This window comes from Streptomyces sp. NPDC003011, from assembly GCF_053591515.1.
Genome location: NZ_JBSFTY010000040.1, coordinates 54,273 through 70,360, shown reverse-complemented (window position 1 = coordinate 70,360; position 16,088 = coordinate 54,273). Strand labels below are relative to the sequence as shown.

Genomic DNA, 16,088 nt, shown 5'->3' with positions numbered 1-16,088 from the left:
CGTTCACGAAGTCACAAGGTCCACCAGGTCCACCAGGTCCAGAAGGTCCAGAAGGCCTACCAGGTCCAGAAGTCCAGAGGGTCCACAGGTCCACGAGGTCAGGGAGCGAGGGACGGACGTGCCGGAACCGACCGCCGTCGGGTCGACCGTCGCCGCGGGGGACTACGCCGCGGCACACACGACGGACCACATGACGGAAAACGCAGCGGCATACACGGCGGACCACGCGGCGCACTACGCGACGGATATCACGGCGGATATCGCGGCGGACTACTTCCAGTCGTACTCGGTCGTCGGGCTGCTCGCCGTCGTCGGCGTGCTGTTCGTCGCCGTCGCCTTCGGGGCCGGACGCCTGTTGCGGCCGGTGGTCCCCACACCCGAGAAGCTCCTCACGTACGAGTGCGGCGTCGACCCCGTCGGCGAGGGCTGGGCCCACACGCAGGTCCGTTATTACGTCTACGCTTTTCTGTACGTCATCTTCGCCGTCGACTCGATCTTCCTGTTCCCCTGGGCCACGGTCTTCGCCGCCCCCGGCTACGGCGCGACCACTCTCGTGGAGATGTTCATCTTCCTGGGCTTCCTGGCCGTGGGCCTGCTGTACGCCTACAAGAAGGGCGTCCTGGAATGGACGTGACCCCGATCCCCGCCGAGCCCGTGCCGCTCCCCGAGCCGAAGCGGCTGGGCACCCTCGCCCGCCTGGCCCCCGAGCCGATGAAGGTGGTCCTGAACTGGGGCCGCCGCTACTCCCTCTGGGTCTTCAACTTCGGCCTCGCCTGCTGCGCCATCGAGTTCATCGCCGCGTCGATGGCCCGCCACGACTTCATCCGCCTCGGCGTGATCCCCTTCGCGCCCGGCCCGCGCCAGGCCGACCTGATGGTGGTCTCCGGGACGGTCACGGACAAGATGGCGCCAGCCGTCAAACGCCTGTACGAGCAGATGCCCGAGCCCAAGTACGTGATCTCCTTCGGCGCGTGCAGCAACTGCGGCGGCCCGTACTGGGACTCGTACTCCGTCACCAAGGGCGTCGACCAGATCATCCCGGTCGACGTGTACGTCCCCGGCTGCCCGCCCCGCCCCGAGGCGCTGCTCCAGGGCATCCTCAAGCTCCAGGAGAAGATCGCGCACGAGTCGCTGGGCGAGCGGTACGGGGTGTCCCGGCCGTCGGCCGCCGCCCTGCAGAGCGGCCTGGTGCAGCCGCCGACTGCCGGCGCGACTGACTTGGGCTTGGGCTCGGGCTCGGGCTCGGGCTCGCCGGGCTCTGGTTCGGGGGAGGGCCGATGACCGCGGTCGGCTGGCTGCCCGCTCCCGTCGAGGACCTGTTCGGTACGGAGGCCACGGCCGAGGAGTCGTACGAGGTGCTGACGGTCGACGTACCGCCGGCATCCTGGCTCTCCGCCCTGGAAGTGGCCCGTGACCGCCTGACCTGCACGTACTTCGACTGGCTGAGCGCGGTCGACGAACCGGGCACCGGCTTCCGCGTCGCGGCTCATGTCGTGGCGCTGTCCCCGGTACGACGCCTTCTGCTCCGGACGACAGTCCCGCACGAGGCTCCCGCCCTGCCGAGCGCGGTGGACGTGTTCGCCGGCGCGGCCTGGCACGAACGCGAGACGCACGAGATGTTCGGCGTCGACTTCGAGGGCCACCCGGCGCTTGACCACCTCCTGCTCCCGGAGGGCTTCGAGGGGCACCCCCTCCGCAAGGACTTCGTCCTCGCCGCCCGCGTCGCCAAGGCCTGGCCCGGCGCCAAGGAACCGGGCGAGTCCGAACACGGCGGCCCCAAGCGCCGTCAGATGCTCCCCCCGGGCGTCCCCGATCCCAACGAATGGGGTCCCCTGAAGGGGCAACTCCCACCTGCTCCCGCCCGTCCGGCGCGGGGAGCGGGCCGCACGGCGGGAGAGCGTCCGGCGCGGGCGACGGGAGAGCGTCCGGCACGAGCAGCCGGGGAGCGCCCGGCACGCGCGGAGGGCGACCGTCCGGTGCGTCGGGCACGGTCGGTATCGGAGGGATCGGCGAGTCAGGTGACGGAGGGGGAGGGGGTACCGCGGGCGCAGGCAGCGCAGGCAGCGCAGGCAGCGCAGGGGGCGGACGCGGCGGCGACTCCGGCTGCTCCGGCCACTCCAGCTGCTTCGAGCCCTTCGGCTCCTCCGACGTCTTCGGTTGGTTCGAGCCCCGCGGCTGGTCCGGGAGTGCCGCGTCGGGCACGTTCGGCGTCGGAGGGATCGGCGAGTCAGGCGCGGGCGTCTTCGGCGGAGGACCAGGAGGGGACGTCGCCGACTGCCGATGCTCCGGCTGCACCAGTCGCCCCGGCTGCTCCACGCCGCGCGCGCTCGGCAGCGGAGGGCTCGGCCAGTCAGCAGGCAGGCACCGGCACCGGCACCGACGGAGGCCTGGACCGGCGGACGCGCAGCGCCGGTGAGGGCGCGGAGCCCCAGCGCACGGAGGGTTCACAGGTGACGGAGACGGAGGTCCAGGACGGACCGGCGGCTGCGGACGGCACAGCGGCTCATGGCGGTCCGGGGACTTCCGTTGGTCCAGTGACTCCAGCCGATCCGGCGACGTCGCCCGGTCCCGTGACGTCGGATGACGCTTCGGACGGCTCGGCCTCGCGGCGCGCCCGGACTCCGTCGGCCAAGAACTCGCCCACCCGTCCCTCCAGCGCACCCCGCAGTTCGGACGCCCCCTGGCACCACGCCCGCCCGGCTTTCGAGGAGCGGAAGCAGGAGCGAGAGCCGGAGCAGGAGCCGAGCCCGGCGTCGACGGAGGACAGGTCGGCCACCGGCCGGCGACCGACGCCGGAACCGAGCCGCCCGGCCACAGATCCGAGCTCCGCCACGGCCCCGGACCCGGCCACCGAGCCGACCCCGGCCGACGAACCCAGGGCCGCCGCCGCGCCGGAGAACACCGATCCGAGCCGCCGCTCCGAGACAGCCGAACTCGCAGAGACAGCCGAACTCGCAGAGACAGCCGAACCCGGAGAGACAGCCGAGCCCGCCGCCCCTGACCCCACCGCACCCCAAGACCCGAACAGAACCCCCGAAGACCCCACCGGAGGCCCGCAGTGAACGACGCTCTCGACGTCGCCCTGCGACTCCTGATCGTCTTCGTCGTCTTCCTCACCTTCCCCCTGATCGTGGGCCAGACCGAGCACAAGGTCATGGCGCACATGCAGGGCCGCCTCGGCCCGATGTACGCCGGCGGCTTCCACGGCTGGGCCCAACTCGTGGCCGACGGCGTGAAGTTCGCGCAGAAGGAGGACATCGTCCCCGCGGGCGCGGACCGCCGTATCTTCCAGCTCGCGCCCGCCGTTGCCCTTCTCCCGTACCTCCTGGTCCTCCTCGCCATCCCCATCGGCCCCGGCGAGGGCGCCGTCGGCGAGGTCATCGACGCGGGCGTCTTCTTCGTCCTGGCCGTGATGGGCGTAGGCGTCCTCGGTTCGCTCATGGCCGGCTGGGCCTCCGCCAACAAGTTCTCCCTCCTCGGCGGCCTGCGCACCGCCGCCCAGCTCCTCGCCTACGAACTCCCGATGCTGCTCACCGCCGCCTCGGTGGCGATGGCGGCCGGCACGGTCTCGATCCCCGGCATCCTCGACGCCTTCGAGTGGTGGTGGCTGCCCTGGCAGATCGTCGGCGCGATCGTCTTCTTCATCGCCGGCCTCGCCGAACTCCAGCGGCCCCCGTTCGACATGCCGGTCGCCGACTCGGAGATCATCTTCGGCGCGTACACCGAGTACACCGGTCTCCGATTCGCCCTGTTCCTCCTCGCCGAGTACGCCGGGATCGTCGTCCTGTGCGGCCTGACCACCGTCCTCTTCCTGGGCGGCTGGCACGGCCCCTGGGGCGCCGACGGCCTGGGCTGGGTCTGGACCCTGCTGAAGGCCGCCGTCCTCGCCTTCGTCGTGATCTGGCTGCGCGTCACCTATCCCCGGCTGCGCGAGGACCAGCTCCAGAAGCTCGCCTGGACCCTCCTCGTCCCCCTCTCCCTCGCTCAGATCGCCCTCACCGGCATCGTCAAGGTGGTGATCCAGTAACCATGGCTGAGCCTCTCCCGCCCACCCGGCCCCGCATTCCTGGCATGGGCCTCGCCAAGGGCCTGGCCGTCACCCTGCGCACGATGACGAGGAAGACCGTCACCGAGCAGTACCCCGACACCCAGCCCGACCTCCCGCCCCGCACCCGCGGCGTGATCGGCCTGTTCGAGGAGAACTGCACGGTCTGCATGCTGTGCGCCCGCGAGTGCCCGGACTGGTGCATCTACATCGACTCCCACAAGGAGACGGTCCCGCCCGCCGCCCCCGGTGGCCGTGAACGCAGCCGCAACGTCCTCGACCGCTTCGCCATCGACTTCGCCCTGTGCATGTACTGCGGTATCTGCATCGAGGTCTGTCCTTTCGACGCCCTGTTCTGGTCCCCGGAGTTCGAGTACGCCGAGACCGACATCCGCGAGCTCACCCACGAACGCGACAAGCTCCGCGAGTGGATGTGGACCGTCCCGGCCCCGCCCGCCCTCGACCCCGGCGCGGAGGAGCCCAAGGAAATCGTCACCGCGCGCAAGACCGCCGAGAAGCTGGCAGCCCAGCAGGAGGCCGAGCAAGAAGCCCAGTCGCCGGCCGAGCCACCGACCGCGTCGCACGCCGACGAGCAGGCCCGCGCTGCCGAACAGCCCACCCGGCCGCAGGGGGACTCCCAGCAGCAGACGGACCAGCCGAGGCGGGAGGGCCAGGCATGAGCCTCGCCACAGCCGCCGGGCCCCTCGCGGCCGGCACCAGCCACGGCTTCCTCTCCCCGACCGGCGTCGAGATCGCCTTCCTCCTCGTCGGTCTGGTCACCTTCGGTGCCGCGCTGATCACGGTCACCACCAAGCAGTTGGTGCACGCCGCCCTGTGGCTGGTGGTCACCCTCGGCGGCCTCGCCATCGAGTACCTCCTGCTCACCGCCGAGTTCATCGCCTGGGTGCAGGTGCTCATCTACGTCGGTTCCGTCGTCGTCCTCCTCCTGTTCGGTCTGATGCTCACCAGGGCCCCCATCGGCCGCTCCCCGGACGCCGACTCCGGCAACCGCTGGGCCGCCCTCACCGTGGCCGTCGCCTCGGCCGCCGCCCTCATCTGGGTCGTCGTCGACGCCTTCCGCGCGACCTGGATCGACCTGGACGGCCCCGCCGCCGGCTCCACCGAGGTCACCGGCGCCAGCCTCTTCCAGCACTGGGTCCTCCCCTTCGAGGCCCTCTCCGTCCTTCTCCTCGCGGCCCTGGTCGGCGCGATCGTCCTGTCCCGCAAGGCGAAGACGGAGACGAGCTCTCCCCCTGTGAACTCCCGAGCCGCGACCGGCGGTTCCCCATCCGTCCCGGATTCCCGAAATCACCCGGTCGAGCGAAATAACCCGGTCGAGCAGGAAGGCGGAGCCCGCTGATGCACCTCGCCTATCCCGCAGTCCTCTCCGCCCTCCTCTTCTGCACCGGCCTGTACGGCGTCCTCGCCCGCCGCAACGCGATCCTGGTCCTGATGTCGGTCGAGCTGATGCTCAACGCCGTCAACCTCAACCTCGTCGCCTTCGACGTCTGGCTGAGCAAGGCCGCCGAGGAGACCCTGCACTCCGGCCAGGCCCTGACCCTGTTCACCATCGCCATCGCCGCCGCCGAGATCGGCATCGGCCTGGCGATCGTCCTCGCCGTCCACCGCAACCGCGGCACCGCGGACATCGACAAGCTCCGTGACACCGCCGAGGGCCACGAGCGCCACCCGTCCGACGGCCCAGACGGCCCAGACGATCCAGACGGCTCCGACAGCGACGCCCTGCCGGCCGGGCAGGCCGACCGGGCCGGGAAGGCCGACCGGGCCGGGAAGGCTGAGGCCACCGCGTGACCACGACCACCCTCGCCGTCCTCGTCCCCCTCCTTCCGTTCCTGGGCGCCGCGGCCGGACTCCTCCTGGGCCGCAGGGCCCCCGGCTTCGTCCGCCCGCTCGCCGTCCTGCCGGTACTCGCCTCCCTCGCGCTCGCCGCGGTGGTCGCCCTGCGCCAGGGTGGCGACCGCGCCGTCGACGCCGCCACCGAGCTCACGCCCACCGGCTCGGTCCCGATCGAACTCGCCCTGCACATCGACGGCTTCGCCGCCCTCGTCGCCGTCCTGGTCGGCCTCGTGGCCACCTGCGTGCAGATCTACTCGACCGGCTATCTGCGCGACGACCCGCGCTACCCCTCGTACGCCGCCCTCGTCTCCCTCTTCACCTCCGCGATGCTGCTCGTCGTCTACTCGGGCGACCTGATGGTGCTGCTGGTCGGCTGGGAGATCATGGGCATCTGCTCGTACTTCCTGGTCGGCCACTACTGGGAGACCCCGGAGGCCCGCGCCGCCTCCCTCAAGGCCTTCCTGGTGACCAAGCTCGGTGACGTCCCCTTCCTCATCGGCCTGTTCGCGCTCGCCACCGACGCCGGGTCCTTCCGCATCACCCGCGTCCTCGGCGCCGTCGCGAGCGGCGGACTCGACCACCCGACCCTGATCGCCCTGCTGCTCCTCGCGGGCGTGGCGGGCAAGTCGGCGCAGTTCCCGCTGCACACCTGGCTCCCCGACGCGATGGCCGGCCCCACGCCCGTCTCCGCGCTGATCCACGCCGCGACGATGGTCGCCGCCGGTGTCTACTTCATCGCCCGGCTCCTCCCGGTCTTCGAGGCCTCCCGGGCCGCGATGGTCGTCCTCGCCGTCATGGCCGCCGTCACGATGGCCGGCTCGGCGCTCGCCGCGCTCGCCCAGGACGACATCAAGCGCGTCCTCGCCTACTCGACGATCGGCCAGCTCGGCTACATGACCGGCGCACTCGCCGTAGCCGACCGCGGAGCCGCCGTCTTCCACCTCCTCTCGCACGGCGCCTTCAAGGCGCTGCTGTTCCTCGCGGCCGGCGTGATCATCCACGCCGCCGGCACCAACTCGCTGGCCGCCATGTCCCGCATGGGCAACCTGCGCGACCGTGTCCCCGACGCCTTCTGGACGATGACCGTGGCGCTCCTCGCGCTCGCCGCGATCCCGCCCTTCAGCGGCTTCTTCTCCAAGGAGTCCGTCCTCGGCGCCGCCGAACATGTCGCCACCGGCCACACCGAGCACGCACCCGGCGCCGCCGGCTGGACCGTCCTCGTCGCCGGTCTGCTCACCGCCTTCCTCACCGCCGCCTACGCGACCCGTCTGTGGCTGCTGGCCTTCCGCGGCCGGGGCGTCGAGGCCCCCGACCACGGCAGGCAGCCGCTCACCATGACCGGGGTGCTGTGGGTGCTCGCCGTCCCGTCCCTCGCCGTCGGCGGTCTCGCCTACCGCACGCTGCCCGACTGGTTCGACGGCCGTGACCTGGCCCCGACCCTCGCCACCTCCGTCCTCGGTACGGGCGTGGCTCTGGTCGGTGGTCTGGTCACCTACGCGGCCTGGCGGCGCACCACCTCGCTCGCGGCCCGTGTCCCGCTCGGCGCGGTCGCCGCTCACCCCGGGAAAGACGCCGGTCAGGTGGAGGCCGAGGCCATCGCGAGCCACAAGCCCGCCTACGGAGACGTGGCCCACGCACCTGACCCGGCCGACCCGGGACGGCTGCTGCTCGGGCCGCTGCACCGCCACGCGGCCGCCGGTTTCCACCTCGACGCCGTGTACGCGGCCCTGTTCGTCCGCCCGGTCCAGGCCGGAGCGACCCTCGTCCGGTTCCTCGACCGTGAGGTCGTCGAGACCTACGTACGCGGCGCGGGCGCCCTGCCCCGACTGCTCGGGACCGCCGTACGACGAGCCCAGACCGGCAATCTGCAGACCTATGTGAGCGCGCTGCTCGCCGGCACCGTCGTCCTGGTGGTCGCCGCCGTCCTCGTCGCCACGGGAGCGTGAGCAGGCGTGATCGATATCAACGAGTCCGTGATGCAGTTCCTTCTGGCGTTCATGGTGGTCGGCCCGCTCCTCGGCGCCGCCGCCGCGCTGCTGCCCGCCCCGCCCGGGCTGAAGGGGAAGTCACCCGAGCAGGCCGTGCTGCGGCACGGTGTCACGGTCACCGGCGCCATTCTCATCGCGGCGATCATCCTCACGCTCGGCTTCGACCACGACCACCCGTCGAAGATGCAGGCCACGACCGACATCAGCTGGATCCCCGCACTCGACGTGCGCATCCACCTCGGCATCGACGGCATCTCCCTCCCCCTTCTGGTCCTGACCGCGCTGCTGACCTTCCTCTGCGCGCTCTACTCGTACTTCAAGATGCCCGCGGGGCCCACCCCGAAGGCTTTCGTCGCCCTGGTCCTCGTCCTCGAGTCCGGCACCCTCGCGACCTTCGCCGTCCTCGACCTGCTGCTCTTCTTCCTCGCCTTCGAGATGGTGCTCATCCCGATGTACTTCCTCATCGCCCGCTGGGGCGGTGAGCAACGGACCCGGGCGGCCTGGAAATTCATCCTCTACACGCTGCTCGGTTCCGTGGTCATGCTGCTCGGCCTGTTGCTGACCGGAATCAACGCGGGCACATTCGACATGGTGGCACTCGCCACTGACAACGGCCGGTCGCTGACCACATCCGTGCAGGTCATCGCCGTTCTGGCGATCGGGATCGGGCTCGCGGTCAAGACGCCGATGTGGCCGCTGCACAGCTGGCTGCCCGACGCCCACACCGCCGCCCCGACCGTCGGCTCGGTCCTGCTGGCGGGCGTGCTGCTGAAGATGGGGACGTACGGATTCGTCCGGATCCTGCTGCCGGTCGCGCCGGACGGCTTCCGCCTCTTCGCGCCCTACCTCGCCGCCTTCGCCGTCGTCGGGATCATCTACGGGTCCCTGGCCTGCCTGGCTCTCGCCAAGAGGGGCGCGAAGGGCGATCTCAAGCGGCTCATCGCCTACTCCTCCGTCGGCCACATGGGCTTCGTCCTGCTCGGCATCTCGACCATGACCCCGACCGGCGTGAACGGCGCGCTGTTCGCCAACATCGCCCACGGCCTGATCACCGGCCTCCTGTTCTTCCTGGTCGGCGCGCTGAAGGACCGCACCGGCACCACCGACCTCGACACCCTCGCCGAGGAGACCGGCGCCGCGCTCTACGGCAAGGCCCCGCGCCTCGGCGGCCTGCTCGCCTTCGCCGCGGTCGCCTCGCTCGGACTGCCCGGCCTCGGCGGGTTCTGGGGCGAGATGCTGGCGCTGTTCGGCGCGTTCGAGCCCGCCTCCGACCTCAGCCGCCCCGCCTTCCTCACCTTCATGGCGATCGGCGCGTTCGGCACGCTGCTGACGGCCGCGTACCTCCTGATCGTGGTCCGCCGCGTCTGCATGGGCGCCGTGTCGCCCGAAGCCCCGAAGCTCGCCGACGTCCACACGTACGAGTTCGCGGCCTGGGCCCCGCTCGTCGTCCTCACCGTCGTCGCCGGCCTCTGGCCGAAGGCCCTCCTCGGTCTGACCGACCCGGCCGTGCAGCAGCTCCTGGCAGGAGGCACCCGATGAGCTCCCCGGCCCAGTCCCTGGCCCAGAACCTCGTCCAGTCCGTCGACTGGCTCGCCATCGCGCCGCCCACCATCACGGCGGTCGTCGGACTCGTCGTCCTGGTCGCCGACCTGTTCGTCGGCGAAAGGAAGAAGGCGCTGCTCGGCTGGCTCTCGGTCGCGGGCCTCGCCGCCTCGGCACTGATGCTGCTGCCCCTCCTGGACGGAGACCGCAGTACCTTCTGCCTGACCGGCGCCCCCGATGTCTGCAGCTACACAGCGGACCGCTTCACCCTCGTCCTCCAGCTCCTCGTCCTCGGCGGCGCCCTCCTCGCCGCCCTCCTGTCGGTCACCGCCCTCAAGGACGCCGACAAGGGACTCCCCGAAGGGGAGTACTGGTTCCTGCTGCTCTCCTCCGCCGCCGGCGCCGCCCTCCTGCCCGCCTCCCGCGACCTCGCGACCCTGATCGTCGCCCTGGAGGTCGCCTCCCTGCCCGCCTTCGCCCTGGTCGGCCTGCGGCACGGCGACAGGAAGTCCTCCGAAGCGGCGCTGAAGTTCTTCCTGTCCTCGGTCACCGCGACTGCGGTCAGCCTCATGGGCATCAGCTTCGTGTACGCCGCCACCGGCACCCTCTACCTCACCCAGATCGCCGACCGCATCCAGGACGTCGACGGACAGCTGCACACCCTCGTCCAGACCGGCGTCGTCCTCACTCTCATCGGCTTCGCCTTCAAGACGGCCGCCGTGCCCTTCCACTTCTGGGTACCGGACACCTACGTGGGCGCGCCCCTCCCGGTCGCCGCCTACCTGTCGGTCGTCGGCAAGGCGGTCGGCTTCTCCGGCCTCATCCTCCTCACCGTCGTGGCGCTCCCGTCCTACGCCGACGTCTGGGGCCCGGCCCTGGCGGCCTTGGCGGCCCTCACCATGACCGTCGGCAATGTCGGCGCTCTGCGGCAGCAGGCCACGCGCGCGTACAGCGCGGTACGACTGCTCGCCTGGTCCTCCGTCGGCCAGGCCGGCTACCTCCTCGTACCGATCGCCGCCGCCGCGTACTCCGACGACGCCGAACACTCGATCGGCTCCACGGTCGCCTACGCCCTCATGTACGCCGCCGTGAACCTGGGTGCCTTCACGGTGGCCGCCCTGGTCGGCCGTACGAAGCTCCTCAACCGGGTTTCCGACTACCGCGGCCTGTACGCGTCGAACCCCTTGGCCGCCCTGCTCCTCGCCTTCTTCCTGCTCTGCCTCGCCGGGCTGCCGCCGGGCATCATCGGCCTCTTCGCGAAGGTCACGGTCTTCTCTGCGGCCGTGGACGCGGGCCTCGGCTGGCTTGCCGTGGTCATGGCCGTCAACGTCGTGATCGCGCTGTTCTACTACCTCCAGTGGACGACCCTGCTGTTCCGCGCGCCCGAAGGCGAACCCGTCAAGCACCGCGTCCCCGCTCCCCTCACGGCCGCGCTCGTCCTCACCGCGGTGCTCGGCATCGCCCTCTCAGGGGCGCCCCAGCTGGTCCTTCGCTTCGCCGACACCGGCCTTTTCTGAGCCGCTCACCCGGACGGCCCACCCGGGCCGCCGGACGCACAAGGGAACTAGAGACCCTCGCCTGGCGTTGACCAAAACGGGAGGGTCCACTGGACGTGACACCACGACACCAGTGGCACGGCAGACCAAAAGGAAGACCAGCAACCAAAGGGTTCCCCTGCTGCACGACTTGGAGGGCGTACCGTGCACCGCCGGCACAACGGGCTAAGGACCGCAGTACTCCTCGGGGGACTGTCCGCGCTCATCATCGTCATCGGCAGTCTGTTCGGCCGTATGGGGCTCGTCGTCGCGGTAGTGATCGCCCTGGGGACCAACGCGTACGCGTACTGGAACAGCGACAAGCTGGCTCTACGCGCGATGCGTGCCCGACCTGTCAGCGAGTTCGAGGCCCCCGCCCTCTACCACATGGTCCGCGAGCTCTCCACCCAGGCCCGCCAGCCCATGCCCCGCCTGTACATCTCACCGACCGAGGCACCCAACGCCTTCGCCACCGGCCGCAACCCGCGCAACGCCGCCGTGTGCTGCACCGACGGCATCCTGCGCCTCCTGGACGAGCGAGAACTGCGCGGCGTCATCGGCCACGAACTGAGCCATGTCTACAACCGCGACATCCTGATCTCCTCGGTCGCCGGCGCCCTCGCCTCCGTGATCATGTTCCTGGTCAACTTCGCCTGGCTGATCCCGATCGGCCGCTCGGACGACGACGACGGCCCCGGCCTCTTCGGCATGCTGCTGATCATGCTCCTGGGCCCGCTCGCGGCCACCCTCATCCAGCTCGCGATCAGCCGTTCCCGGGAGTACGAGGCGGACGCGTCCGGAGCCCAGCTCACCGGCGACCCGCTCGCCCTCGCCGACGCCCTGCGCAAACTCGAAGTGGGCACCAAGCAACTCCCGTTGCCCCCGGAGCCCCGCATCGAGACGGCGAGCCACATGATGATCGCGAACCCCTTCCGCCCAGGCCAGGGGCTCTCCAAGATGTTCTCGACACACCCGCCCATGACGGAGCGCATCGCCCGGCTCGAGAAGATGGCAGGTCGTCCCTGATGAAAACCATCCTGAACGTCATATGGCTTGTCCTGAGCGGCTTCTGGCTGTTCCTCGGTTACCTGTTCGCGGGCGCGCTGCTGTGCATCACCGTCATCGGCATCCCGTTCGGGATCGCGGCCTTCCGCATCGGCGTCTACGCCCTGTGGCCCTTCGGGTACACCACGGTCGAGCGCCGGGACGCCGGAGCGCCTTCCTTCCTCGGCAACATCCTGTGGCTGGTCCTCGCGGGCTGGTGGCTGGCCATCGCCCACATCGTCACCGGTATCGCCCTGTGCCTCACGGTCATCGGCATCCCGTTCGGCATAGCCAACTTCAAGCTGATCCCGGTGTCGCTGCTCCCGCTGGGACGCGACATCGTGTCCACGGACCAGCCGTTCGCGGCGCGCTGACGGGCGGACCCGGGGGTGGGGAAGCCGACGTACCTCCTGCTGTCGTACGACCGACAGGCCGAGTTCGAGGGCGAGGAGGACCACGAGGAGACGTGGGCCCTGTGCGAGGACGCCGACGACCTCTTCGCCGACCAACGACCTCCCGGACGGAACCTGTACGAACTGCTCGGCTGCGCACCCGGCGGCGAGCCGCTGTCCACAGCCCTCACCCGCGCGCGTACGGAGGGTTCGGCGCCGCTCGGCGCCCTCACCGTGCAGATCCTCACCGTGTCCGGCACGACCGTAGGCGAGTGGTACCTCGAAGACGTCCGCGTCCTCGGAGACCGCCCCTGCGCCCGTGACCCGTCCCTGCGCGACATCACGGTCGAGGCGAGCCAGCCCGCCCACAACGCCTGTGACCACCCGCACCGCCCGCCCCGGTCCCCGGGTTGTCGCCTGGTGGGCGCGGCAGGCGAACAGCTGGGCACCTGCCGGGACCTGAGCCGAGTGGGAGAGGACCAGGACGAACCTCTGGACCCCCCGCTTCGCCTGCTGGGCTGCTCCCCGCGAGGAGCCCTGCGCGCCGCGCTGGACGCGGGGGAGGAGGACCTCGGCCACGCCACGGTCCTGCGGATCGACTCCGCCGGCCGCCCCGTGCAGTCCGCCGCCGAGGGCGAGGTACGGGCCTGGATCCCGTCCGCCCGCGGCCCGGGCCTGGTCGACCTCACCCTCGACCTGTGGTCGGAACGACCGCCTGTCGTGGCCCGGGAGGTATGGGAACTGTGGGGCGACGGGCGCCCCGCCGAGCCCAATCACTGGGCGCGATGCGACGCCGAGGGCCGGCAGTTCTGGCTCGGCACGGCCCTCGACAACCACGTCCACGGCCGACCGGACCGCCCACCCGGCACCACATACCACCTCGACGGCCACCACGTCACCGACGAGCCCGGCTTCTTCTGCGCGCTCGGCGAGGCGGTGAACGGCCCCGGTGGCTACTTCGGCTGGGGCTTGGACACCCTGTCCGACTGTCTCTGCGGCCGGTGGGGTGCCGCCGGGCCCTTCACCCTCGTCTGGCACGACGCCGATGTCGCCCGAACCTGCCTCGGCGTCACGCCGCACGTCGGCAACCGCCCGACCACCTTCGGGGAACTCCTCGCCTTCCTCGCCGAAAAGCGGGTCGACGTCCGGCTGGCCTGACCCGTGGTTTTCCACAATCCGGCGGTTGTCCACAGGCCCGCCCACTTGTCAGTGCCGTCTTGCATCATGAATCCATGACCGAGAGCGAGCAGTTGCTGACACAGGTGGAAGCCATGGCGCGCACCACCCGGCCCTGGGGCTGGGCCTCCCTCCCGGAGCCGGTGGACGCCGCCACACTGGCCCGAGCCGAGGCCACCTTGGGCTTCCGCCTTCCCACGCTGCTCGCCGAGCTGTACCTGCGGATAGGAGACGGCGGATTCGGTCCGGAGTACGGCGTGCTGCCCCTGCTCGACAACGCTGCGGCCGGCGAACCCGCTGCCGTCACCCAGTACCTCACCAACCGTGCCGACGGCCGCAAGGACCCCAGTTGGCCCTGGCCCGAGGGCGTGCTGCCGATATCCCACTGGGGATGCGCGATGTACGCGTGCGTGGACTGCCGCAGTCCACACGTCCCCGTCCTCCTCTTCGAGCCGAACGCCGGCGAGGCCGACCACGCCTGGTTCGTGGACGCTCCCAGCCTCACGGACTGGCTGCGCGCCTGGATCGACGGCACGGGCTGGTACGAGGAAACGAACGAGGACCTGGAGATGTCCCCGTGGACCGACTTCCACATACGCACAGCAGAGCCACGGAGCTCCTGACCGGACCGGCGGTCCCGCCCAGCCGATGCCACGAGCAGGGGTTCCGTGCCCGGCGGATGACACAAGACGAAACCGTGTGGCGGACGACGACGCAAGGCGAAGCTGCGTGGCCGATGCCGCAAGGCGGGGACGCCCGGCGGGTGTCACCGGCCTGGGCTGTCGCTCCACCGGTGCCATGACTTCGGCGCCTCCGGCCGACGGGCGGCGACACGGCGGGGACAGCCGGCGGATCCCACCAGGTCGGTCCTACCACTCGACCGGTGCCACGAGTACGGAGCCACGAGTACGGAGCCTGTCTGCTCACCGGCACCACGCGTACGAGGACCCCCGTCCACCGCTGCCACACGTACGGTCCTGTCACCCACCAACCCACCACCCCCACGAAGACGCGACCGCACCCGCCTCACAGCGTCACGCAGGACGCGACCCTTCCCCGCTCCGCTGCGCCCCGCCCGCCGATCTCACCGCCCCTGCCGCCCCGCCGCCCACCGCCGCACCCCGTACGCCACCACGCCGACCACCAGCACAGCCGCCCCCATGACCACCGAAATTACCGGCAGGGCGAACGCCAGCACCACGCAGCCGAGCAGCCCCACCGCCGGCACCGCCCGGGCCGCCGGCGCCGAGGAGAGCGTCCAGGCCGACGCGTTGGCCACCGCGTAGTACGCCAGCACACCGAAGGAGGAGAAGCCGATCGCACCCCGAACGTCCACCGTGGCGGCCAGGACGGCGACCACCACCCCGACGGCCAGCTCCGCCCGGTGCGGCACCTGGAAGCGCGGATGCACGGCGGCCAGAGTGCCGGGCAGATGCCGGTCCCGGGCCATGGCCAGAGTCGTCCGCGAGACACCCAGGATCAGGGCTAGCAGCGAACCCAACGCGGCCACGGCAGCACCCACCCGTACCACCGGCACCAGCCCCGGCACCCCGGCCGCCCGCACCGCCTCCGCCAGCGGAGCGTCCGCGCGTCCCAGACCACCCGCCCCCAGCACGGAAAGGACAGCCACCGCCACACACACGTACACCACCAGCGCGATGCCCAGGGCCAGAGGGATCGCGCGGGGGATGGTGCGTGCCGGATCCCGTACCTCCTCGCCGAGGGTCGCGATGCGCGCGTACCCCGCGAACGCGAAGAACAGCAGACCGGCCGCCTGGAGGGTCCCGCCCACACCGCCCGAGGCTCCGATGTCCAGCCGCCCGGAGTCGGACGCCCTCGATCCCAGACACACGACCACCACGGAAGCGAGGACAGCCAGGACCACCGCCACGATCGCCCGGGTCAGCCAGGCGGACTTCTGGACACCGCCGTAGTTCACCGCGGTCAGCGCCACCACGGCCGCGACGGCGACGGCGTGTGCCTGCCCGGGCCAGACGTACGCGCCCACGGTCAGCGCCATCGCCGCACACGAAGCGGTCTTCCCGACCACGAACGACCAGCCCGCGAGATAACCCCAGAACGCGCCGAGCCGCTCGCGCCCGTACACGTAGGTGCCGCCGGAGGCCGGGTACAGGGCGGCCAGTCGCGCCGACGACATGGCATTGCAGTAGGCGACCACGGCGGCGACCGCGAGCCCGAGCAGCAACCCGGAGCCGGCCGCGTGCGCCGCGGGACCCAGGGCTGCGAAGATCCCGGCACCGATCATCGATCCCAGTCCGATGACGACCGCGTCGCCCACTCCCAGAGTGCGCCGCAGTCCGGCATCGATACGTGTCATGCGCCGCACCCTACTGATCGCTGCAACCACCGGGGGCAGCCGTGTCGTCCAGTTCATCAACAGGGCACGAACACTCACGCGACAAGCAGGACGTAAGAACGTTCGCGCCCGACACACACGTACCACGCACACACGAACAGACGCACCACGCACCACGCACCACGCACGAGC

General features: G+C 71.0%; 15 protein-coding genes. 14 read left to right on the top strand and 1 reads right to left on the bottom strand.

Features of this window, described 5'->3' with window-relative positions:
- Positions 1-118 precede the first annotated feature (118 nt).
- The 14 genes from ACWD0J_RS21610 (at position 119) to ACWD0J_RS21545 (ending at position 14,202) form a co-directional block, all read left to right on the top strand.
- Positions 119-634 carry an NADH-quinone oxidoreductase subunit A gene (locus ACWD0J_RS21610; protein WP_451497418.1) on the top strand — a complete coding sequence of 172 codons (516 nt, stop codon included), beginning with the start codon at positions 119-121 and terminating at the stop codon, positions 632-634.
- Entirely contained in the window at positions 625-1,281 is a 657-nt protein-coding gene (locus tag ACWD0J_RS21605) for an NADH-quinone oxidoreductase subunit B (RefSeq protein ID WP_451497417.1), read from the top strand. The genes ACWD0J_RS21610 and ACWD0J_RS21605 overlap by 10 nt, the downstream gene beginning before the upstream one ends.
- Positions 1,278-3,062, top strand: a complete 1,785-nt coding sequence (locus tag ACWD0J_RS21600) for an NADH-quinone oxidoreductase subunit C (RefSeq protein ID WP_451497416.1) — start codon at positions 1,278-1,280, stop codon at positions 3,060-3,062. The genes ACWD0J_RS21605 and ACWD0J_RS21600 overlap by 4 nt, the downstream gene beginning before the upstream one ends.
- A complete protein-coding gene (locus ACWD0J_RS21595) occupies positions 3,059-4,027 on the top strand; it encodes a complex I subunit 1/NuoH family protein (protein WP_451497415.1) in 969 nt (322 codons plus the stop codon). Before ACWD0J_RS21600 ends, ACWD0J_RS21595 begins: the two co-directional genes overlap by 4 nt.
- A 2-nt stretch (positions 4,028-4,029) precedes the next feature.
- Positions 4,030-4,725: a NuoI/complex I 23 kDa subunit family protein gene (locus ACWD0J_RS21590; RefSeq protein WP_451497414.1), complete on the top strand. Its 696-nt coding sequence runs from the start codon at positions 4,030-4,032 to the stop codon at positions 4,723-4,725.
- The gene (locus ACWD0J_RS21585) at positions 4,722-5,405 is read left to right on the top strand and encodes an NADH-quinone oxidoreductase subunit J family protein (protein WP_451497413.1); all 684 of its coding nucleotides are present in this window, start codon (positions 4,722-4,724) and stop codon (positions 5,403-5,405) included. Before ACWD0J_RS21590 ends, ACWD0J_RS21585 begins: the two co-directional genes overlap by 4 nt.
- Entirely contained in the window at positions 5,405-5,857 is a 453-nt protein-coding gene (gene nuoK, locus ACWD0J_RS21580; protein WP_451497412.1) for an NADH-quinone oxidoreductase subunit NuoK, read from the top strand. Before ACWD0J_RS21585 ends, nuoK begins: the two co-directional genes overlap by 1 nt.
- Positions 5,854-7,848 (top strand): NADH-quinone oxidoreductase subunit 5 family protein, encoded by a 1,995-nt coding sequence (locus ACWD0J_RS21575; RefSeq protein ID WP_451497411.1) that lies wholly within the window; start codon positions 5,854-5,856, stop codon positions 7,846-7,848. Before nuoK ends, ACWD0J_RS21575 begins: the two co-directional genes overlap by 4 nt.
- Positions 7,849-7,854: 6 nt before the next feature.
- Positions 7,855-9,429 (top strand): NADH-quinone oxidoreductase subunit M, encoded by a 1,575-nt coding sequence (locus tag ACWD0J_RS21570; protein ID WP_451497410.1) that lies wholly within the window; start codon positions 7,855-7,857, stop codon positions 9,427-9,429.
- A complete protein-coding gene (locus ACWD0J_RS21565) occupies positions 9,426-10,949 on the top strand; it encodes an NADH-quinone oxidoreductase subunit N (protein ID WP_451497409.1) in 1,524 nt (507 codons plus the stop codon). Before ACWD0J_RS21570 ends, ACWD0J_RS21565 begins: the two co-directional genes overlap by 4 nt.
- Positions 10,950-11,132: 183 nt before the next feature.
- Positions 11,133-11,993 (top strand): zinc metalloprotease HtpX, encoded by an 861-nt coding sequence (htpX, locus tag ACWD0J_RS21560; protein ID WP_451497408.1) that lies wholly within the window; start codon positions 11,133-11,135, stop codon positions 11,991-11,993.
- Complete coding sequence (locus ACWD0J_RS21555; RefSeq protein ID WP_451497407.1) at positions 11,993-12,385, top strand: YccF domain-containing protein; 393 nt, start codon at positions 11,993-11,995, stop codon at positions 12,383-12,385. The genes htpX and ACWD0J_RS21555 overlap by 1 nt, the downstream gene beginning before the upstream one ends.
- Before the next feature lie 15 nt (positions 12,386-12,400).
- Entirely contained in the window at positions 12,401-13,561 is a 1,161-nt protein-coding gene (locus ACWD0J_RS21550) for a barstar family protein (RefSeq protein ID WP_451497406.1), read from the top strand.
- 74 nt (positions 13,562-13,635) lie between these two features.
- Positions 13,636-14,202, top strand: a complete 567-nt coding sequence (locus tag ACWD0J_RS21545) for an SMI1/KNR4 family protein (protein ID WP_451497405.1) — start codon at positions 13,636-13,638, stop codon at positions 14,200-14,202.
- A gap of 461 nt (positions 14,203-14,663) precedes the next feature.
- Here the strand turns inward: ACWD0J_RS21545 and ACWD0J_RS21540 are convergent, their stop codons facing one another.
- Positions 14,664-15,917, bottom strand: a complete 1,254-nt coding sequence (locus ACWD0J_RS21540) for an APC family permease (RefSeq protein WP_451497404.1) — start codon at positions 15,915-15,917, stop codon at positions 14,664-14,666.
- Positions 15,918-16,088 lie beyond the last annotated feature (171 nt).

Bases quoted from the DNA above. Each gene is read 5' to 3' on its own strand.
- ACWD0J_RS21545 (WP_451497405.1), top strand. From the start codon at position 13,636: ATGACCGAGAGCGAGCAGTTGCTGACACAGGTGGAAGCCATGGCGCGC.
- nuoK (WP_451497412.1), top strand. From the start codon at position 5,405: ATGCACCTCGCCTATCCCGCAGTCCTCTCCGCCCTCCTCTTCTGCACC.
- ACWD0J_RS21565 (WP_451497409.1), top strand. From the start codon at position 9,426: ATGAGCTCCCCGGCCCAGTCCCTGGCCCAGAACCTCGTCCAGTCCGTC.
- ACWD0J_RS21540 (WP_451497404.1), bottom strand. From the start codon at position 15,917: ATGACACGTATCGATGCCGGACTGCGGCGCACTCTGGGAGTGGGCGAC.
- ACWD0J_RS21555 (WP_451497407.1), top strand. From the start codon at position 11,993: ATGAAAACCATCCTGAACGTCATATGGCTTGTCCTGAGCGGCTTCTGG.
- ACWD0J_RS21585 (WP_451497413.1), top strand. From the start codon at position 4,722: ATGAGCCTCGCCACAGCCGCCGGGCCCCTCGCGGCCGGCACCAGCCAC.
- ACWD0J_RS21600 (WP_451497416.1), top strand. From the start codon at position 1,278: ATGACCGCGGTCGGCTGGCTGCCCGCTCCCGTCGAGGACCTGTTCGGT.
- ACWD0J_RS21590 (WP_451497414.1), top strand. From the start codon at position 4,030: ATGGCTGAGCCTCTCCCGCCCACCCGGCCCCGCATTCCTGGCATGGGC.
- ACWD0J_RS21605 (WP_451497417.1), top strand. From the start codon at position 625: ATGGACGTGACCCCGATCCCCGCCGAGCCCGTGCCGCTCCCCGAGCCG.